This window comes from Paenibacillus luteus, from assembly GCF_006542765.1.
GTDB classification, from domain to species: Bacteria; Bacillota; Bacilli; order Paenibacillales; family Paenibacillaceae; genus Pristimantibacillus; species Pristimantibacillus luteus.
On record NZ_SKCD01000032.1, the window covers coordinates 20,302 to 42,183 of the forward strand.

The 21,882-nt window shown below is 47.2% G+C and carries 15 protein-coding genes; 1 reads left to right on the forward strand and 14 read right to left on the reverse strand.

Annotated features, from left to right (window positions below):
• Window positions 1-13: 13 nt before the first annotated feature.
• The 4 genes from E0496_RS22085 to E0496_RS22100 all read right to left on the reverse strand — a co-directional run bounded on the left by E0496_RS22085 (window position 14) and on the right by E0496_RS22100 (window position 4,686).
• On the reverse strand, window positions 14-2,149 hold the full coding sequence (locus tag E0496_RS22085) for an S-layer homology domain-containing protein (protein ID WP_141503952.1): 2,136 nt from the start codon (window positions 2,147-2,149) through the stop codon (window positions 14-16).
• 91 nt (window positions 2,150-2,240) lie between these two features.
• Complete coding sequence (locus E0496_RS22090) at window positions 2,241-3,593, reverse strand: O-antigen ligase family protein (protein WP_206669834.1); 1,353 nt, start codon at window positions 3,591-3,593, stop codon at window positions 2,241-2,243.
• 170 nt (window positions 3,594-3,763) lie between these two features.
• Window positions 3,764-4,015, reverse strand: coding sequence for a hypothetical protein (locus E0496_RS22095; RefSeq protein WP_141503954.1), 252 nt, complete (start codon window positions 4,013-4,015; stop codon window positions 3,764-3,766).
• A 92-nt stretch (window positions 4,016-4,107) separates the two neighbouring features.
• A complete protein-coding gene (locus E0496_RS22100; protein ID WP_206669835.1) occupies window positions 4,108-4,686 on the reverse strand; it encodes a hypothetical protein in 579 nt (192 codons plus the stop codon).
• Between the two features lie 290 nt (window positions 4,687-4,976).
• On the opposite strand from E0496_RS22100, the gene E0496_RS22105 reads away from it, so the two are divergent.
• Window positions 4,977-5,363, forward strand: a complete 387-nt coding sequence (locus E0496_RS22105) for an SET domain-containing protein (RefSeq protein WP_141503956.1) — start codon at window positions 4,977-4,979, stop codon at window positions 5,361-5,363.
• 84 nt (window positions 5,364-5,447) lie between these two features.
• Here the strand turns inward: E0496_RS22105 and E0496_RS22110 are convergent, their stop codons facing one another.
• The 10 genes from E0496_RS22110 to E0496_RS22155 form a co-directional block, all read right to left on the reverse strand.
• Window positions 5,448-6,191: an SDR family oxidoreductase gene (locus tag E0496_RS22110; protein WP_141503957.1), complete on the reverse strand. Its 744-nt coding sequence runs from the start codon at window positions 6,189-6,191 to the stop codon at window positions 5,448-5,450.
• A 265-nt stretch (window positions 6,192-6,456) separates the two neighbouring features.
• Window positions 6,457-8,721 carry a glycoside hydrolase family 3 protein gene (locus E0496_RS22115; protein ID WP_141503958.1) on the reverse strand — a complete coding sequence of 755 codons (2,265 nt, stop codon included), beginning with the start codon at window positions 8,719-8,721 and terminating at the stop codon, window positions 6,457-6,459.
• Complete coding sequence (locus tag E0496_RS22120; protein WP_141503959.1) at window positions 8,708-11,368, reverse strand: glycosylhydrolase-like jelly roll fold domain-containing protein; 2,661 nt, start codon at window positions 11,366-11,368, stop codon at window positions 8,708-8,710. The genes E0496_RS22115 and E0496_RS22120 overlap by 14 nt, the downstream gene beginning before the upstream one ends.
• Entirely contained in the window at window positions 11,365-12,939 is a 1,575-nt protein-coding gene (locus E0496_RS22125) for a glycoside hydrolase family 43 protein (RefSeq protein WP_175598108.1), read from the reverse strand. Before E0496_RS22125 ends, E0496_RS22120 begins: the two co-directional genes overlap by 4 nt.
• Entirely contained in the window at window positions 12,936-13,823 is an 888-nt protein-coding gene (locus E0496_RS22130; protein ID WP_141503960.1) for a carbohydrate ABC transporter permease, read from the reverse strand. The genes E0496_RS22125 and E0496_RS22130 overlap by 4 nt, the downstream gene beginning before the upstream one ends.
• Window positions 13,824-13,840: 17 nt before the next feature.
• A complete protein-coding gene (locus E0496_RS22135; RefSeq protein ID WP_421924453.1) occupies window positions 13,841-14,776 on the reverse strand; it encodes an ABC transporter permease in 936 nt (311 codons plus the stop codon).
• Window positions 14,777-14,973: 197 nt separating this feature from the next.
• Window positions 14,974-16,521 (reverse strand): ABC transporter substrate-binding protein, encoded by a 1,548-nt coding sequence (locus tag E0496_RS22140; protein ID WP_141503961.1) that lies wholly within the window; start codon window positions 16,519-16,521, stop codon window positions 14,974-14,976.
• Between the two features lie 142 nt (window positions 16,522-16,663).
• Window positions 16,664-18,274 (reverse strand): response regulator, encoded by a 1,611-nt coding sequence (locus E0496_RS22145; protein ID WP_141503962.1) that lies wholly within the window; start codon window positions 18,272-18,274, stop codon window positions 16,664-16,666.
• 17 nt (window positions 18,275-18,291) lie between these two features.
• On the reverse strand, window positions 18,292-20,034 hold the full coding sequence (locus E0496_RS22150; RefSeq protein WP_141503963.1) for a sensor histidine kinase: 1,743 nt from the start codon (window positions 20,032-20,034) through the stop codon (window positions 18,292-18,294).
• Window positions 20,035-20,128: 94 nt separating this feature from the next.
• A complete protein-coding gene (locus E0496_RS22155; RefSeq protein WP_141503964.1) occupies window positions 20,129-21,874 on the reverse strand; it encodes a DUF5605 domain-containing protein in 1,746 nt (581 codons plus the stop codon).
• Window positions 21,875-21,882: the final 8 nt, after the last annotated feature.

Here is a 21,882-nt window from a genome sequence, read left to right on the forward strand (position 1 = left end):
CTCAATAGATACTCTACTCAACCAGCAGCGTATAAATCGCTTTGGCGCTTTCCGCGCGCGTCAATTTTGCTTTTGGAGCAAACTGATTGTCGTCACGGCCTTGAACAAAACCAGCTTCATAAGCAGCATCGATATAGGCAAGTGCCCAAGCCGATGCTTGACCGCGATCAGCAAATTCCGATGTTTTGGCCGCTGCCAGCTTCTTGCCTGTCTTCAGCTCATAAGCACGAACCAGCAGTGCGGACATTTCTTCTCTCGTAATCTTCGCGTTCGGAGAGAACGTGGTGGATGAGGTCCCTTGTACAATACCCGCTTGGCTTGCGGCAGCGACTGCCTCTGCGTACCAAGCAGCACTGCTTACGTCCGTAAAGCTTGCTGCTCCGCTCGCTTTAAGTCCAAGCGCTCTTGTCAGCATTGCTGCAAATTCAGCCCGCGTCACATCCGCTTGCGGCGCGAAGCTCGTTTCGCTTACGCCTTGGATCACATGCTTGGCTGACAAGGCTTTAATGATATCCGAAGCCCAGAAACCTGCGGCTACGTCTGTAAAGGTTTTGTTATACTCCAAAACCGCATATTTGCTGAAGTGTGAAATCTCAACTTGGATTTCTCCACCAACCGTTTTGCCGCTTACGAATTCAAGCTTGCCGCTATCCGAAATATAATAGACGCCAACAAGCGCTTGGTTTGCCTTTTCATTCACTTTAAGGCTGATCGTAATCGGTTCCTCGAACTGCGACAACGTCGTTACTTTGCCGTCCTTGCCAACAACCGATAAGGAGAAATCATAAATCTCGCCGGCAGCTTTTACTGCTGCCAAGCTTTGTGCGCTAGCTTTGCTTAACAGCTCGGTTGCCGAAGCTCCCGATACGGTTTTGAAATCAAAGACGATCTGTGCCCCTTCGAGCTGATCGGCTGGCAGTAGCTGCTGCAGCTTCGCCAGCACCTTCGAAGGAATATCCACCGTCAGGCTCTCGCTATCTAGTCGGAGCTTGCTGTCTCCAACGGCTTCCGCCGCTTTGACTGGCAGTACTACCTGAGGCTTGTCCTTCGAGATCGCAACGTTCACGATGCCGTCCTTTGCATTTTTCAAGCTGTCCAACTCGACAATTTGCTTGCCCGCTTCAGGCTCAGGTGTGACCACGACGCCACCGCCGCCTCCACCACCAGGTCCCGGACTGCCGGGTCCCGGATCAGTAGTAGTGGCTTCGGTAGCGATGGAGATATTGTTAAATTTCACATAATTATAACTGTCTATGTAATAAACAAATTCTCCTGTCAGGTGATCTCTAAAAGTAATGAAATCGCCATAGATGACTGAGGCTTCATAGTCGCCTTTGGCCCCCGGAAGCTTAATTTCATTGCCTCCGCTCGATTCGGATAGTTTAAGCTCATAGGTATGCCCTTTGAGGAGAGGCTGAGCAAATTTTAAAATAAGCGATTTATTGCTGTAAACAAAGTTTTGCTGTCCATCCGCGAAAGCATTTCCAGCATGAATACCGGAAACATTCACGTTTTGGTTAACACTAATGTCCGTCAAGGCAAAATCGGATGCAACCGTAGCCTCTGGAACGAAGGTTGCCGACTGCCCGTTAGAGCGGGATTCCGGTAATGAAATTTCGATCGCATAGTGATCCGAAGCTTCCGGAGTAAACGTAACAATCTTATCCCCACTCTTCAGGAATGAATTTTGCTGCTTCCCTGAGAATAGCTGAGTCCCCTTCATCCGGTATACAAACAGGTTTATACTCTCATCGTCATAAACATAAGAACTGTTTCCGTTTTTATCTAGCTCGAACGTTTTTTTGTTTGCATTGGTTCCTTCAGTAACTTGAATTTTCTTAGTTGTGTCTTTACTGATCTCCGTTGAAAAATAGACCGATTTATATGCCACGTTATTGTCGTCAAACAGCACCGGATCTTTGGATGAAGTTTTCCCCTGTAACACTCGGATAGCACCAGACTCATCAAACGTTTGAACGGTCACGTTATTAGGATCAGCCGTGTAGATCTCACCCGATAACGTCCCCGATTTCTCGTTGTAGTGAAACGAAATGTAAGCGGCCGCATGTGATAGCACGGGCATAAGCATGGACAAAAGCAGCATGGCAACGATAGATGCACTAAACTTTTTGCTAAATTGCTTGTTCATTCATTAGCTCCTTATTATTGACTTTTTTACATAACCTCTCTATTCTAGCAAAGTTGTTTACCGAAATATAGGACAATTTACACAAAATTATTTATTTTTCGCTCTCGTATATGTCATTCAATAGGTTAATATAGAGCTTCTGCTGCGGTACTTTCAGCCTAGCTTTCAATAATTCCTGCTCAGCAAGCTCATAATAAACAGATTGTTTGGTCTCATTTCCCATTCTTACATATACTTTGGCAGTTTCGTAAAGAATAGAGCTTGACCAAGGGATCGCTCGTTCGGCCTGTTTCAGCTTCTCCTGTGCTTGCTCCAGATTTCCTGCCCTTGCTGCCCTCACGCCTTGTTCTTTCCATTGATATCCCGTTCCTATCCAGGTTGATAAACCTGCGATCATGACAAGTATAAGTAATGCAGCCAACTGCTTCATGCTTTGAACATCCAGAATTTTAAACGATTGCGGCATAAGGAGCATAAAGAAAATCAATGATCCGAACATTAAAGGAAATGTCAGGTCGAAATCAAACCCCGCATGCAGCAGCATTACTGGGACTATAATCAATAATCCTCGAACACGTAAGCTATTCTCGTTATCGCTGGCTTTCCATGCCTTAATCGTCACCTTAAAGAATAGAAACAACAGTGCCAACCAGCTTACCCCCCCGATTAATCCAGTATCAAGAAACACTTGGGCAAAATGATTGTGAATGTATTTTACATAATACGCTTGTGACTGGTACTCATATTGAAGGACCGTCCAGCCTCCGCCGCCGGTACCTAACCACATATGATCGAAAAACATTTTAATACTGTCTTGCCAATAGACAAGTCTGATTTGAAATTCGGAGGTATTCGCCTGAATGCTAGCTACCCGGTTCACAAAAAATAGCATATCCTGCTTAATAAGCATGGCTATCATTAACCCCGCAAGATGACTCATTGCAAGAAACCATATCATTTTTTTCGTTCTTAATGATGGGAGCATAACAATAATGATCACAACGGCAGCAAACCACAAAATCCAAACGGATCTGGAGAAGGTCAGCAGCAATCCCGCCGCATTGACGGTTAATAAAATCAGTTGGAGCTTTGATTGTTTTTTGGCATATGACAGAATGCTTAGCAGCACACCAACCAACAGAAAAAGCGCCAGCGTATTCGCATATTCCAGGGTTGATTCCAGCCTACCCTCTCTTTCCATTTGAAAAACAACGCCTATAACGACTAAAAAACTTCCCAACCATGGCCATAGGCTAAGTACTTTAGACTGTTTATCCGCTGTCAGCATGGGTATCATTAATGATATAGGAAGCAATCCGGTTACTCGTAATGCTTCAAGGACTGCAGCTTCCGTATCAATCGCATTTATACACGCTAACCAATAAGAAATGACAAATAGAGCGATTGGAAGATGCAGCCAAGAAACCGCAATCTTCTTCCTCATTAACAACGCCGTAAAAAAACTGAGATATAACAGAACATTCATGATAAGAAATACATGCTCGGAAATATACCCCGTAAACAAAGTACCCCCTAAGAAAAACAAAAGCATAACCATATATACCAAAGAACTACCCATAAAATGTTTGCTCCATATCTATATTTTCTTGTTGGCTATATGTAGTTCGACATTTTTCTGGTTTCCCCTCTTCTTCTTGGAAAGGAGTAGATAGGAAATCGAACGACAAAAAAAGCCGGGCTCCATCCTTGGAGCTTCCGGCTACTATTATTTGTCGCCTCAGTCTGAACAGGCTCGCTGTTCGCAGCTGCAGGGCTATTATCTGTCCCCCCTGCATTACTGCACGCCCCTATCACCATAATCAATGCGAAAGAGAGCAGCATAAGACTCCATCTTTGTTTGTTCAAGGTTCCAACTCCTCCTTAGCTTAGGCTGCTTTGTTCAGCAAATATTTACAGCCTTCACATTTCATACCCCAGCTAAAAGAAGTGAATCAGCTTTACAAAAAATTCCGCCGATGCCTGATCAGCAATGCTACACTAGCTGCGACTGCGACAAGAAGAATTGAAATTCCCCCAATAACATAAGGAAGCTTTGATCCCTGTTTCGCTTCTGTTTGTGCTTCTGTTTCTGCTGCCGTTATTCCAGCTGTATGCGAGATCGAATCTCCATCAGCATAATCCATGTCCACTTCCGACTTCCCTTTACTTAATGGCTCAGGAGGATAACCTTCACCAAGCACCTTGAGCTCCTCTTGCGCCATAGAGAGCGGCTTCGTTAACTCGCATATTCCTGTTTCAAGTTTCCCATCCTGCTCGTATGCGGACACGATATAACTCTTGCCCTCATGAAAATTCTCATAGCCGCAGCTTACCGAGCTCATCGCCGTATAAACATCCGTCTTCTGCTCCAGTTCTCCTTTCCACACCGTAGCGACTTGAAAACGTATTTTCGTCAAATCATCACTGGACATGAGGTTCTTTGGACCCGGCAGAGTTACCTTCAGCACCGTACCGGAGAAGATGGCTGTCTTTCGCTCAAGTTCGTCCTTTACTTGCGACTCAGGCGAACCCGACATCGCGCAAGAGCAAGCAAAAGCTGATTCCAGTGACACAAGCACCAACATTGTGCTAAAAAAAATTAGACAACATAGGGTAATGATTCCTAACTTTCTGTGCATAAGCTCACCTCTAAAGCATAGACGCAACCCCCTTGGGTTTTGTTTCCATAATTATTCAAAACGAAAATCTCTCATCGCATGCGGACAAGCTAGCTATTTTTTGATTAAATTGTTATATTACCTAAAGTGAGCGAGCTTCTTGGCACGCCTAGAAACTACTGAGACTAAAGGACGCGCAGGTGACTAACATGATTGAAGTAAAAACTTCCACGCTAAGCGACGGGGAATTGAATAGAGGAGTATTCGCGATACGCGATATCGCGCAGGGTGAATTGCTCCACGAAGCTCCCGTTATCCCTTTCCCAAATGAAGAGCATGAGCATATCGAAAAAACACTTTTGGCAGATTACGTTTTTGAATATGGAGCTAACCATACCGCTATCCTGCTTGGATACGGGATGTTGTTTAACCATTCCTACACGCCAAATGCCTATTATGATCTCAACTTTGACAATCATACCGTTGATTTCTATGCCCATACCGATATAGCGGCTGGAGAAGAGATTCTCATTAACTACAACGGCGAGGTCGACAATGATGACCCGCTATGGTTCAACGAAGGAAAAGAAGAATAAACGACATGCCGACTACCATTGCCAAAAGACCGCACAGCATTATGCTGTGCGGTCTTTTGGTATACTCTTAAAAAAGGCGTGCTCTTATACGAAGCCGCCGTTCACACGAATCGTTTGTCCGGTCATCCACTGCGACTCCTTGCTCGTCAAGAACAGCACGACGCCAGAAATATCCTCAGGCTCGCCCAATCTGCCAAATGAATTCAAATTCACAATGTTTTTAATCTGTTCTTCTGACTTGCCAACCGAGAAAAGTTCCGTATTGATTGGGCCAGGAGCAATCGCATTAATGGTTATTCCTTTCGGTCCGAGCTCCTTGGCAAGCTGGCGGGTAAACTGCTCCACCGCTCCTTTTGTCCCTGCATACACGCTGTATGCCGGAAACATAGCGCCGTTTACCGAGGTTGAGAAGTTGATAATTCGCCCGTTATGGCTCATATGCTTGGCCGCCTGCTGGCAGGCAAAGAACGTTCCCTTCACATTGATGGCAAACTGGCTGTCAAAATCCTCTTCTGTCACTTGGGCGATCGGTTTCGTAATCATGATGCCTGCATTATTGACCAGAATATCTACCTGCCCATAGGCTTCCAATGTTTTTTGAAAGAGCATCTCCACTTCCGTAACTTTGCTGATATCCGCCTGAACGGCGATCGCATCTCCACCGCTTTGTTTAATGCCGTTTACGACTTCCTCAGCTTTGTTCGGGTTGCTTGCAAAATTAACTACGACCTTGGCGCCGTTCTGCGCTAATTTCTCGGCAATCTCACGCCCGATTCCTCTGGATGCGCCCGTTACCAATGCTACTTTGCCCGCTGCGATGTTCCCCATTATAAATTCCTCCCAGGAATGTTTTCGTTCTAATAACCTGATTATAGTTGCGCGATAAACAAATATCAAGTGACAATATTATTATTTTGTCATTCAGTTCATTTCTCTAGTTATTCCCCAAAAAACTAAAGAAGGGACATTTGGCAAACCATCTCCTGATGGTTTGCCAAATGTCCCTTCAATTTATTCTATTTTGAGATACTTTCCATCCCTATCCGTATGCTTGTACTGCCGAGATGCCGCCAAACGAGCATAAAATAACATGTTACCGTTGTCTGGTATAGCTAGCCGTCCGTTGATCGCGAATAACTCCCTGCCAGTTAAGGCCAAATGAAAAATCATAGGCATTGCCCTCGGAATCCACATGTACATCCATATCATGCGGAACATCCTCACATTGCTCCTCTACCGTGCGCATATTCGCTGGCATTTGCAGCGGAAGCAGACCAGAGGGCTCAGAGTTTCCAATTAAAATATCTAATACAGCCTGATCCTGTACGCCGAAGTTAACGACCAACGCTTCAATCTCCCCTTCGAATTCTTGTACCACCGCCGGTTTGAAAAGATGCAAAATGACGATAACCGGTTTCCCCTTCATAGCTGCCTTCGTCCGTTGTATCATAGCCAAGTCTGAAGTATTACTTGGTACTACCACCTTTCCCCTATAAGAACGGTTCAATACATCCCGCTCATCTCCGGCAATGCTCTGCTCACGAGCATCTTCCGCTGTATAAGCACCATATTGAAGACTAATCGGTACATAACCATTTCCACCGTTATCCGCATCTTCACGGCTGTATCCGAAACCAGAATCAGGGCTTGTAATAAAAACTAATCCGTAATCCGCTTCTTCAGGCTGGTCAGTCAGATGAAAATAATGGTTAACCACATGAGTATTTACTGGATAATCGTAGATTTCAGGAGTAACTGCTCCAAACCAATTGGTTCCCGCAGGACGGTACCGCTTCGGAATATATACCGTTTTCCCTTTAGGCAGCGGGAGCAAATTTTGCTTGTTTTTTAGCAGAACGATGGATTTCAGCTGAGCCTCATACCCCTTGGTCATATAATCGGCTTTTCCAACCGTCTGGACACTCTCCTCAGCTTGCACATAAGGATTCTCGAACAAGCCTACCCGGAACATATTTTTAAGAAGCCGAACAGCCGATTGCTCGAATCGCTTGCGCATAAAGTCTTCGCCATGTATGTCAATTCCGATCTGGTACGCTTCTAAGATTGGCGCGGCATCGTTATTTCCGCCAAATTGATCCACGCCGACCATCAGCGCTTTATAATGCCTCTCAGCCACGGTATAACCCGTCTCCACTCCCCAAGGACGACTAAAAAATACATCCACCGCTGCTGGCTCATCTTCCGTTATTCCCCAATCGGTACATACAACGCCGTCATACTCATACTTTTCCCGAAGCAGATCTTTAATAAGATAGGAGCTATAGGAGTTACCAACATTCTCTCCGTTCACGAGATCCTGTTTGTAGGAAATCGTATAATATGGCATCACAGCAGATGCTTTGTCCGTCCCGCCTTGGAGCTTGAAAGCACCTTCAAGAAATGGAAGTAGATGTTCATTGAAGTTGTTGCCTGGATACACAGCAAACTTCCCATAGCCAAAATGCGCGTCGCGTCCGGCTTCGCCAGAGCCTCCGCCAGGCCAATGCTTCACCATTGCATTCACGCTGCCCAGCCCCCAGCCACCGCTTGACTCACCGCCGTCTGATGTCGTCTGGAAACCATCAATATAAGCGCGGCCCATATCCGTTGAAAGAAGCGGATCCTCCCCAAAGGTGCCATCAAAGCGCGACCATCTAGGATCTGTAGCAATATCAACCTGTGGAGACAAGGCCGTCGCAATACCTAACGCCCGATATTCTTGTGCCGCTATAGCCCCAAACTCCCGTACAAGCTGTGGATCAAACGTTGCAGCAAGCCCAAGCGATTCCGGCCACATGGAAATATCACCGCCCGCTCCGGCATTGTATTCCTTGCTTGCGTCCGTGCCATGCCTTGGATCGGAGCTGTTATTGACAGGAATTCCAAGTCCTAGACCCTCAACCAGCGCTTGCGCATGATTATTCCAATGCGCAGCAGCAGTTGCGCTTTCCAGCGTGGTTAGCAGAACATGCCGGACATTATCTGAAATAAAAAAAGCTAGCTGCTGGTCGGTCAGCGCGTAAGGCTCTACTTCGCTTTCTGCATAAGGCTTCCCGTTGTAGGTAGCAGGGAAAAAACCTTTGCTGGCTGGAACCGCCTGATGCTTGCTATAAAGCATCAGACCCGCGATTTGCTCGATGGACATTCTGCCAGCCAAGTCCGCCGCACGCTCTTCTGCGGGCAAACGCCAGTCTTTATAAGGATGCAGCTCTCCATCCTGATTGAGGTCCTTGAAGGTAAACCCATCTGTTTGAATAATGCCCACGCCAGAATCAGCCGAATAACCAATGACTGGCCCTACTTCGTTGCGGACATATACAATGTCTTCAGCATTGCTGCCTCGTCTATCCTTGCTCATCTGCTGTTCCCTCCAATGCCTTTACCCTATTCGGCTCTCCCGCTAAGAAGCGAACAGGCCCGAGCAGTCCGCTTGGCTCCTGCTGCATAAATCGTGAGAAGAAGTCATGCTGCTGCTTTGCAAGCGTATTCGTCACCTCAACAACCAGCTTGTTTGCTCCCTGATGAACCGTACCGCAGATATTAAAACGATAGGGAGCGCAAAGCTTGATGCCTACACGCTCATCATTTATCCATACTTCCGCCGTTTCATAAGCATCCCCAAGGTCCAACCACGCAGGCTCTATCTCGTGTGACCATCGGAAGTCGAGCTCATAACGAAACGTTCCGCTGAACGAAGGCAGCAGCTCCGGGTGACCCATGCTTTGCAGCTTATCAAGTCTGCCCCATGACTCAAAATTCGGATATTGCTCCGATCTCGCGGTAAATACTTGCCAGCTTCCCTCCAGTAATAACACTTCCTCTGCTGGCACTGCAGCAGCAGTCCATTCGATCCCATCAGGAAGCTGCTTGCCGGCAATGACGACGATGGATTCATACGGACTCAGCTTAAGAGGGAGCAGCAATCCGTTATGGAATGCAGCAACGTCCAGCACGGTCGCCGTATTGTCAAAACCATTGTAAACGGCAGCTTGCGCATGTTTTGGGAGATGCACTTTAGTATTTATCTCTTCATACGGATGCTCGTTAAAAAATAGATACACATGGAAATTCGGCTGCTCATAATGATAATTTCGCAACCAAGGCTGCTCGCCCTCCACTTCGATCTCATACAATCCAAGCTTCTTGAGACTGCTCGCAAGACTCGTTAAAGGAATCACATGTACATTGGAGAGTACTTGAAGTCTCTCTAGTTCAGCGCTGATTTCTTTCCCCTCGCTTGATCGTTTCGGCAGCGCATCGACCCATATTATCGGTAATCCATCCTCAGCCATCGCAAACAGCCTCTCCAGCAAACGCACCGGCAGCGCCTCTGCATAGGGCACTATGAAACAGTCATATTCCTCTGCATGAATGGCCAGCTTTCCTTCCGAGACCAATGCATCTGATATAATGCTGTCCGCCGGTAAAACATCGCAATCGATCTGTGCTTGCAGCAGCGCCTTCACCGGTTTTTGAAATAGCATGCTTGCTCCTGACCATTCCGCTTCTGCATGATAAAGGACCGCCGCAGTAGCTCGGTGCATGCCGCCGGACAATAGATGGCACAACCGGTTCGTATAACGGTTGAGTTCCCCATAATAACGGTATTGTGGATTATGCCCGCGCGCATAGAAGTGAGGAGGACAGTCCTGATCGGGAAAATCCTTCTGTGAGAACGCATGCGGCACGAAATGGTTAATGCCGCGAACGAGCATATGATCCGTCAACCATTTCATCAGCTTTAGGCCTTCACTCCATCCGTATGCGCCAAAAATCTCACACATCGCCCTTCCCTTCTTCTTCGGGTCAATGTGCGCTAACGAAGATCCGAGCTTCGCCAGCCCATAATGAAAAAACTCACTATCTGTATTTCCCGCTATCCAAGAAAAAGGAGTCTCATCGAAGCCTGGCATGATCTGGTGCAAAACAACGTCGATGCCTGACATATCCTGGCCCCACATGGAGCGGAAGAAATGCCCCGGCCCACAGCCGAGACGGGCATGGGCATTGTTGTCCTCGATAATATGGCCGATATATTCCACATTCCGCTCACGACACCACTCGCCTAGCCTACCGCAGAAATGCTCCGCATACAGCTTGCTGATCACGTTCATGTAGACATATCTCGCTTGTGCTGCCTGCTCCCCGCCATCCTCCCAAAGCAGCGGAAGAAGAGCTTTAAATGATGAGCCTTTTTCCACATTCAACTTAGAGAGCATGTCTTTGCACCAAGGCAGTACAACCCGCGGCTTGCCTGGAACCGAAGTAAAGTCATAACTATTAAAATCGTTGTAAAAGCCAGGCTCATCCGAGAAAAAGCCAGCAAAGGTATACCCGAAATCTTCCCTGTATCTCTCGTAATAGATTTCATAGACCGCATCGATTAGCACTTGTGTCGATTCGCCAACGATCGGGTTAATATACTCCCGCTTCGAGCTGTCTGCCCCCTCGGATGTCTCCACCATCAGATAAATGCTCCAGAAGCCTGTCGGCACATCCCAATACAAGGTCTCCCCGTGAAGGAAGTTTTCCAAATCAAGTATTTCACCTTGAATGACACCACTCCCTTGCTCACGTCGCGCAGCCAAGACCGCTACAAGCTCGTCTCCTTCCTGCAGCCATGGCTTAACCAGAAAGGAGCTTCCCTTCATGGGGCCTACTGCATCGATGCGGCGTTCTGCAAGAAATCTTCTTCTCAGCTCTGGAGCAGCGTCCTTCATCCTGCCTGCGGCATGCCCCGTCGGAAAATGATCGTCATCGAATACCCATACCCGCATCCCCCTGCTTCGGGCTTCATCCATGATGATGTCCATATCCCTCCACCAGCCCGGCCCGAGAAAGTCAGGATGAGGCCTTGACTCGATGCACACCGCCTTAATGCCGACTTCATCGATTCGTGCCAGTTCCTCACGGATTACAGCTTCCGACTCACCTCTTTGCCATAGGAAAGGGAGCAAGTAGTTATCCCCTTTACCTGCCAATACATCCTTTAACCTTGAACTCATGGCATCCCCCTCTTTCCTTCCATCTCATCTGCCGGAATATAATCAAACCGGTCAAAATAGGCAGCAGCCTTGCATGGTTTTCCATTTCCCGTCGCATACATGCCAAAAAACACCCCCGTAAACCCTCCTGCTACTTCAGTTGCAAGAAGCCCACATTCCGCCTCGCCTGCAACCTGCTTGGCTTCGCCATCTGCTTCAAATGTGAAGCGATAATTGTGTTTATCAGCCTCTATGCCTAGCACGATACGCGATCCGCTATACTCGTATACAAGCTCGGTCTTCCACAAGGTGCCGATGCGCCTTCTCAAGAGCACGCCTCTTTTGCCTGCGAGGCAGGATAATGCGATCTCGTAATGGAATCGCTCATTCATATAAACCGTTAAGCCCGCCTCTTCCCCTTCTTCATGAGGATCAAAATCCAGCAGCGTAGATACCGAGCAGGTAAAATGCTGCTGCCGACGTCCTACAAATGCAGGAGAATCTGCTTCGTTCAAGGAAATGCCCGAGCCGCGAAGAGTCAGCCACCCCGGGCGGTCGTTAAGTGACCAACAATCATCTGAAGGATTCCGTAGGAAGCTCCAATAAGGAGCGAGATGATGTTCATTAAATTCCTCTATCCCACTCCACGGCTCGCCTTGCCCGACGGACAGCTTGCCAGCCTCCATCGTCTCCTCAATGATGCCGCTCTCACCAATGACAGGCCAATGATCGTCAGACCAATGAACGGGAGCCAGAAAGGTCTCCCTCCCTATATGATGATGATACGGATAGCCAATCGGCCTTATGCCAAGACAAACTGCCCACCAGCTGCCATCCTCCAGTTGAACAAGATCGGCATGGCCCGTAGCCTGTATGCTGCTTTTTCGGCTGCGATGTGACAGGATCGGATTGGCCGAATTGCTCTCGAACGGGCCGTACGGAGTATCACTTCTGGCTATTGTGACCATATGGCCATATTCGGTTCCACCCTCGGAAATCATAAGATAATACTTGCCAAATATCCGGTAAAGATGCGGTCCCTCAGGGAAGGCTCCTCCCGTTCCGCTCCATATGAACCGGCGGGGCGAAAGCAGCTTCCCTGTACAAGGATCGATTTCTGCCTGGTATATGCCGGGCTGCTCATTGTTCCGGAAGCCTGCTGTACCGGTGATGTACACCTTGCCATCCTCATCGAACAGCAAGGAGGGATCAATGCCCTCCCAATCGAGCCATATAGGCTCGGACCAAGGGCCCTCCGGTTTTTCCGAGGTGACAAAGAAATTGCCTTTCGCGCTTACATTGGTCGTGATCATATAAAAACGGCCTTCATGATGCCTTAGCGTAGGAGCGAATATTCCAGTTGAGCTCCCTGCTTGATGCAGCGGCAGCTGACTCGCGCGATCCAGGCAGTGCCCGATTAGGCGCCAATGCACCAGATCCTTGCTATGAAAGATAGGGACACCTGGAAAGTATTCAAACGAGCTGGTCACAACATAATAATCAGAGCCGACCCGGCAAATGCTCGGGTCCGGATGAAACCCGCTGATTACAGGATTTTGAAAGTTCAAAGCTATGTCCCCTTCCCTACTCATCCTTTAACTGCACCAATCGTAATTCCTTTGACAAAATATTTCTGGAAGAATGGATACGCGATCAATATCGGCAATACCCCTATAACAGCAATGGCCATCCTTACGGTTGCACTTGGCAGCGCCGCCAAGCCTTGGCTCGCATTCGTGCTCATGCTGCCGTTCGTCAGGAACTGGATATCAGTCAATATCCGATTAAGAATATTTTGGATGCTGAATAGCTTTGGATCGTTCAAATAAACAAGTCCATTAAACCAATCGTTCCAGTAACCGATCGTCTGAAACAAGCCAATCGTCGCCATAATCGGCAGCGAGAGCGGAAGCACGATGGAGCGGAACGTTCTGAATTCGCCTGCCCCGTCGATATAGGCCGATTCTAGCACCGGAACAGGGATCGAGGTTTTAAAGAAAGTTCGCATAAGCAGGACGTTGAAGCCGTTCATCAGCAGGCCCGGGATAATTAATGCCCACAGCGTATTTTTGATATCCAGGTACTGCGTATAGATTAAATAAGTGGGAACAAGTCCCCCGTTAAACAACAGGGTGAAAAATACGAAAAACGCCAGTTTGTTATGATGTGGAATATCGCGGCGCGATAACGGATAAGCCAGCAGCGAAGTGATCGCCAAACTGACGGTCGTTCCGATTAAAGTGACTAGGATAGTGATGCCATAAGCACGCAGGATTTGCTCCGACTGGTTCCATAGATACACATAAGCGGTTCCGCTAAACTTTGACGGAAAGAAAGAATAACCATTTTGGATAATCGTTTTCTCATCTGTGATAGAGGAAACTAATAGCAGGACAAACGGGAGGATACACGCAATTGCAACCACAATCATAATGAAATGCCCTGCCCACTGCCACACGCGACTTTCGTTGTTCATCTTCCATGCACTCCTCTCTAAAATAACGCGTTGTCTTTGTTTATTTTGCGAACGACGAAGTTGGACAGAAGCACCAGCACAAAACCTACGATGGATTGGTACAGGCCTGCTGCTGAGGACATTCCGATGTCACCCAGCTGCATTAATCCGCGGTATACGTACGTATCAATAACGTTAGTCGTATCGCTCAAAGCTCCCGCATCCATCGGCACTTGATAGAACAAGCCAAAATCCGAGTAAAAAATTCGTCCGATCGCAAGCAGAGTCATCATCGTAATGACTGGCGAGATGAGCGGCAGCGTAATCGCCTTGATCTGCTGCCACTTAGTCGCTCCATCAAGCGTAGCGGCTTCGTAATATTCCTGATCGATACCGATAATGGCTGCCAGATAAACGACGCACAGGAAACCAGCGCTTTTCCATACATGCACTAAATTTAAAATATACGGCCAATACTTGGACTCGCTGTACCAAGAAACATCACCCAGGCCGAGCATCGGCAGTACCGTATTGTTCATGAAACCAGTCTCGATGCTAAGCACGGCATAGACCAGGTAACTGACAATCACCATGGAGATCAAATAAGGCAGCAGCACCACGCTCTGATAGAAGCGCGCCATAAACTTGTTTTTCACTTCATTTAGCAAGATCGCTATGCCAACAGCCACAACGAGATTGATGACAATAAAACCTCCATTGTAAAGCAGCGTATTGCGCGTAATGATGAATGCATCCCTCGTCTTAAACAAATATTCAAAATTGCTAAAGCCGATCCAGTCGCTGCCAAGTATCCCTTTGGCAAAATTAACGTCCTTAAAGGCAATAATCAATCCAAACATAGGCAAATAATTGTTGAGCACCAGATAGAGCAGGCCTGGCAGCATCATTAGAAACAGCGGTGCATATCGGGCATACCTTTTGGCGATTCCTCGCTTCTTTGTCTGTTCCATCATCTGATCCCTTCCTTATCCTTCAGCTTGTGCGTTGCACGTTGTTCATAGCTTTATCTTAAGGGAAGCAGAAGGGGCCAACTACCGCTCCACCGACCATTTATTTGCGCTTTTACGACAAGGATAAAAGATGCCGGGACAGGCTCATCGGCAAAAAAAAGCCTGCCCCACGAAACAGGGACAGGCTCTTGATCGTCATGCTATTTGTTGCTGGCCCACGCATCCAGCTGCTTCTGCTTCTCCGCAATAATTTTTTCGATGCCTGCGGCTTTCAGCTTCGTAATAAACTCAGGAAGCGTCTTCTCCGGGTCAAGCGTTCCTGTTTCCAGGCCCATTTTATTTTGATTTAATACGTTAACAACTGCTGCAAACTCCGTTTTAACTGGTGCTGTATCGAAAGTAAAGCCCAGCGCCTTGGATTTGACAGCCGATTGATTAAACTCATTCAGCTTATTCCAAATATCCGGATCATCGCCTTCAAAGGTATGCGAGAGGAATTGATTTCCAAATAGCCAACCCATATTAAGGTTATAGCCGCTGCTAGTTGCATCCACGCCATCCGGGTATTTAATGACGTTATCCGTATCCGTCTTCACATAGTGCTTGCCCTCGATTCCCCAATCGAACAGATTAATGACATCCTTATCCGTATACATAAGGTTGAGAAATTGCATAGCTCGTTCCGGATTGCTGGAGTTACGGGGAATTCCCCACATTATATTCGTCACAGTTTCGGTTTTCGCGAACGGCTCTGTCAGGTTGGCCCTGACGATTTCTGTTCCCGTCAATCGGCTCTCCTGGGATTCGATTCCCGGTTTAAGATTAGCCACATAAGCAAGCGTACGCTGGCCTTTAATCAAATCACCGATACTCTCCTTGTTGGTTGCGGCATCCTTCAAAATATAACCCGCATTGTACCAGCTTCTTACGCGCTTCACCAGCTCTGCATATTGCGTCGTTTCATACCAGTTGACGACCTTGAGCTCTGAGCCATTATTTTGCAAGACACCAAAAGTATCGCCTAACCTATCGATATCGCCCATCAGATAATCAACAATCGACTGGCCTGCTGCACCTGGAGCAATAACAGCTGTATCCGGTTCACCTGCTTTGATGATTTTCATCGCGGCTTCCAAATCATCGAGCGTCTTCATGCCCGCTAAATCAATGCTGTATTTATCCGCAATATCCTTGCGAATCAATAACCCGTAATTGACTGCCAGATCGCGAATGCTTGGCACGCCATAAATGCTGCCGCCAATATTGCTTGCATTCATAAATTCTTCGCCAACGGCAGTTTTAATGCCTTCTCCATACTTTTCAATCAGATCATTCAGAGGAAGCAATTGACCCTTGGCTACCTGCGGACCATAGCCGAAGGTTGCGCTAGAGCCGGTGACAATCAAGTCCAGCTTTTCATTGCTCGTCAGCATTAGATTCATTTGCTGATTCCAAGAGCCAATGGCAATCGGTAAGAGCTTAACCGTTGCATTGATCTTTTCTTTCGCCAGCTTGCTGATCTCCTCTTGTACCTGCGCAATGTCCGCTGGCGTATTGCCGAAGGTTACGAAGGCCACCGTCAATTCGTACGGCTTCTCATTTCCGCTGCTTGCCGTATTTGTCGAATCGGGAACCGAATTTCCTTGGCCATTGCCTGCATTTCCGTTATTCGGATTGTTCGAGCCACAAGCACCAAGCACGAGGCATAATGCCAAAAGCATACTGAACCAGCCTATCCGTTTTCTCATGTTACTCCCCCGTTACTGTAATAGAATCGGATTCGGAAGCCTTGTGCCGCTTTGTATCGGCTGCTGAATCTATCTTGATTTTATAAGAACAAGATTCTCGGCTCTGCTCCGTAACCGACTTTTCAGTATGCACATTCCGACTTTATTCGGGAGCATGCTCAGCCGTGCCGGTGTGACGGTAGTCCAAGGGGTTTTTACCCGTATGCTTCTTGAAAATTCTCGAAAAATGCGAAAAGTTAGAATAACCAACATGCCCTGCTACAGCGCTGACTGACATCTCCGTCATCAGCAGCAAACTTTTCGCGATATCGAGCCGCTTCCTCAATATATATTCAGAAATGCCAAGCCCCGTCTCTTTCTTGAAAATACGGGTCAAATAGTCCGGGTTTAGAAACACATAGCTAGCAATCTCTTCCCTAGTCAGCTCCCTGTCCTTGTGCAAGTCGATATAGGCAATGACTCGCTCCACAACAGTTTGCGTTTCCTCTACCGCTTTCGCATACTCCGACGATTTCCGGAGAATATGCTTCATCCATACCACCATATCTACGAGTGAACGCGTAGCCTGGCGAGACAGCTCCATGGAAACTGCATCATGCAATAGCTGATGAGCCCGAATTCCCTTGGCTTGAAAAATAGAATAAACCATTTGCAGCATATCCTGATGGAATTGATGAAGCTGCTTCGCATCTAGACAACCGACACGCACCTGATTATCCAAATAATTTGTAATCTCAGCAATGAGTTTATCCGTCTTGCCATCTTCAAGCAGCAGTGCCCATACGCTCATATTGGGCAAATTATAGGTATAAGCGGATGGGTGGCGGCCATCAAGCAGGAACGCTTTATTATTTGTTGCCACATTGTCGCTCTCCAAAGCAGATAGCTGATCAACCAAAGCTGTTAATTCATTCGCTTGTACCTGCTTCCCAATGTAACAAGACAAATCACAATAAAAATAAGTGTTGCACGCGGCGATGTACGAGTCACATACGGACTTGACCGCAACAAGATCCCACTCAGCTCCTGCCTCGATGGTGATTAACGCAATAAGTTTTCCTTTCCCCCGTTGAATGAGTTGGCCTTGCTGTCCATGCTCAAGTATCGATTCATTGGCTGCATTGCGAAGAGCAAACTCCATAATTTTCTCGTCACGTACGGACAACGTCTTATGCCACCGCTGAATGCTAATCAGTATTGGCAAATAGCGCATCCCTTCGAGAAAAGGAAGATTCCGGTCAGCAGCTGCTCTTCGAATCGCATTTTCATTGGAAGGAATGGTCTGGTTGAGTAGATCTAGCCAGAACTGCTCCATGAGAATGGGCTGCTGTTGAAACCAGTATTGACCATAACGGCTAAATTCCGTTAGCTCGCTATTGGCGCTAATCTTATGAATCGCCTTGACAATCACCTGCTCCAAATCCGTGTAGGGAATGGGCTTCAAAATATAATCAAGACTCCCTAATTGCATGGCCTGCTTCGCATATGCAAAATCCGCATGACAGGTCAGAAACACCGACTCCGTCTGCGGTGAATGTTCTTTTACCCATGCCAGCAGCTCGAGGCCGCTCCCTTGGGGCATCTCAATATCGCACAGCATCATATCAACGGTATGGTTATCGAATACTTCCTTGGCTTGACGGATATTGTATGCCGTATGAAGCGACGTAATCTGCAGCTTCTCCCAATCAATTGCCGCTTCAATGCCTTTCACTGCATGAACCTCATCATCCACTATAAGCAATGAATACATGTTAATCCGCCTCCCATCTAGCTGTTGTTCTCATGCAGCGGCAGCAAAATAACGACTCTTGCCCCGCCTTCCGTTCGATTTGAGAATGAAATATCGGCTTGTCCGTTGTAAAGCAGCGACAGCCGCTGCTGTACATTCCAAATGCCGATATGCTCCCCCTGCTCGTTGGTCATTTTCCCGCCTTCGTTCAGCTTGTTCACGACCTCTTCTGGAAACCCTCTGCCGCTATCCTCAATAACCGCTCGCACATACGGCTTGCCATCCTCGTCCCACAAATCGACAAGAATAATGATTTCAATAAAGCCATCCATCGTCATCGCATGTTTAACGGTATTTTCCACAAAGGACTGGATGAACAGTGGCGGTACACTTGCGCTAAGCAGGAAGTCAGGTACTTCAATACGTCCAATTAAACTATCGGGATAGCGCAGCTCCTGAATTCGTATATAATTTCGAGTATGATCGAGCTCTTGCTTTAGCTGCACGAAGCTCAGATTCGTACGGAACATATAACGGAAATAAGTAACCAGACATAGCGACAGCTCCTGAATGAGCGTGTAATTCTGAGTTTGAGCCAGGCTGTAGATAATGTTTAACGAATTCATGAAAAAATGCGGATTAATCTGCAGCTGCAAATGCTGCAGCTCGGCTTTCTGCTTGCTAAGCTGTTCTTGGTAGACGTTGACATGAAGCTGCTGGATTTGAGCCATCATGGTATTGAAGGTCTCATTGACGATTTGAAATTCATCCACGCCTGCCGATTGATTGATCCTCACATCCAAGTTGCCTTCTTTAATCCGTTTCATGACCATAAGGATACGATTCAGCGGGATAAGAATCATTTTTCGAAGCAGCAACGTTCCCACTGGCAAAATAATCAGAGAGCAAATGGACACAAATAAAATGATTTTCCGCAAATACGGCAGCTTCTCCAAAATTTTCTCATCCGGTATCATCGCAATCAAGTTAATGTTTCCTTTGCTTGATTCCGAGCCCACGACCATGTAACGGCTGCTGCTGCCGGTTAAATAATAATTATCAAGGGAACGATTGAGATCGATGCCGTTTTCCTTGATATAGGCCTTCTCCGTCAATGGAATCCCTTGATCGGTCGTTAAGAGTGAGCGCCCTTTTTCACCCAAATCAATTAAACCCAGTGCGCCGACCAGCCGATTCGTATTGATCCAGCTTCCAATATAACTGTCACCCGATTTAAAAATATGAAATAAATAATAGGTGCCATTGATTTCTTTAACGTACCAGCGCTTGCTTCCAATAGCTTCCCCGTCTGGCCCGCCTCGCAAGATCCCAGCCAAATAGGCTTGTACCGCCGCTCTTTCGGCGAACGTTCCCACTTGGCGAAAAGCGCTTACATAATCCTGTCTGCTTAACGAATAGACAAAAAAAGCATCTATCGTTTTAAACAGTGGAATTTTCTCTTGCAGCTTGCTGAATAGACTGAGCTTTGCCATCTCATACTCCTGATCTGGTGCAGGCAGTCCCATAACCAGTAAATCCGTATCAATAGCAACTAAATTGTTCAAATATTGATCGACGTCCTCTAGGTTTTTATCGATTTGGTCCATATATAAAATCAACATGTTTTTATTGGAGCTTGCCACCTGATTACGAACCACATTAATTGAATAAAAGCTGTTATACAGCAGCAGCGCAATCAACGGTAAAGTTACGGCTAAGACGCTTATAGCCAATCTGGAACGAATGGAGCGCCACGACCAATTCTTGAGAAAACCTTTCATAGGCACGCCTCCTTCGTTCCCCTATTATACAACAAAGCAGACAGGGGTATTCGATCCTCCCGTCTTCTTGAGCAGCGCCTTTGGAGACTATTGATTACTGTGCTTTGATCATTCGAATAGCCATATAAGAGCGGCCGGGAAGCTCGATTCGGAATGTCCCCTCATAAAGGCCTGGCTGCTTCTGAATACTCATATTCCATGTGTCGATAACTTCTACCTGATAGGCAATGCCAGGCTTCATGCTGAAATTTCGATACTTCGGCTGGTTTATGCCATAATAAAATAAATAGTATTGGTCTTTCATGCCTGCCGAGGGCGCGTCCCACTCGGACTTGAGCGGTTCCAAGCCGCCAACAGGCCCTGACTCCAGTACTTTTCGTAAAAATGCGATACGCTCTGGACTGTCTCCGCGTAGTTTGCCGCCTTTGGACCACCAGAGAATATCTTCGGGGTCAAGATAGGTTTCTCCATGTCCGACGTAACCTCCGCGAATCGCCCCTTCCCAGAAGCGGCGGACCATTTCTGGTCCCGAAATATTGCCCCAGCCCATATCGATATTTCCTTCATAAGCACACTCATCAATCACAATTGGTTTATTCCATTCGCTTCTCCATTCCGTCGTATTTTCCGCTGTTCGGTACACATCGATGCGCTGTACGCTGCAATGGGTAATCCAATCCCGTTTATAATCATAGAAAGCAAAGCAATTGTGAATGGAGAGGAGATGACGATAAGGATCATCTTCCGTCACAATCGCTGCAAAGCGCTCCCAATCGGCCTCTTCCTTCGCCCACATAAGATCATATTCATTGGCAAGCGACCACCAAACATGCCGATACGCTGACAATCGGGCAACCAGATACCTCAGGTAACGGTTATCCGCCGATTTCTTCATTTCCGAGAAGCCCCAGCGATCATACGCATGAAATAAAATAAGATCGGCTTCAATGCCAAGCTCACCAAGCTGGGCAATGCGGTTCTCCAAATGCCGGAAGTAATTCGGGTTAAACCTTGTGTCATCCCACCCATGCTCCACTGAGCCTTCAAAGGGGTAATCCGTTGGTTCATTTTCGTTAAACTGATACGATTTTGGAAACACACACATGCGCAGCTTGTTAAACGGCGACTTGCTGAGCGTCTCCAACGTTTGGTCTTCCAGCTCCTTACTCTGATGCGTCCACGCATAACAGGTCGTCCCAACAGGTATATAAGCGGTTCCGTCCTCATAAGCAAAATGAAAAGTATTGTGCACGCGCACAGGTCCATGGTTATGCAGGCCAGGCTTTACACAAGTAAACTTTCCTGTAATTCCTTCTAATGATCGAGCATTGCTGCTCGTCTTGTAATGCCATTCTCCCTCGTGTTCAGGCATGAGCCGGATACGGTATAAACCATTCCCATCATAAAACCCGCTGACTTGGACTTTATGCTCACCGTGTGTGAATGAGCAGTCAACTCTAACGTCCACATACGGATTGCCATAATCCGGTCCCTGAAGCACGATCTCAAAGATGCCCCACTTCTCCGCCCACTCTGGCGCTTTCGCATATGCTGAACCCATGCCTACGGACTCCGGTTCATAATCAGATGATGGAATCGGCTCCTCATCCTGCTCAGCCGTTTCTTGAATCGGCGCAAGCTCGCTAAGTAGAGTCGTTAGCAGCTCTGGCGGCCACGTCCAAGCTTCATTGGCAACTGCGAGCTGCGGAAGTGTCCGCATTTTCATGAAGGACAAGTACGGTGATTTTTCCAGCTCGGGAACATGCTTCAGCAGCACCTTCCGCGCTTCTTCATTCGCCCATATATAACCAAGCTTCGTTTGTGCATCAAAGGTTTTCATCAGGTTAT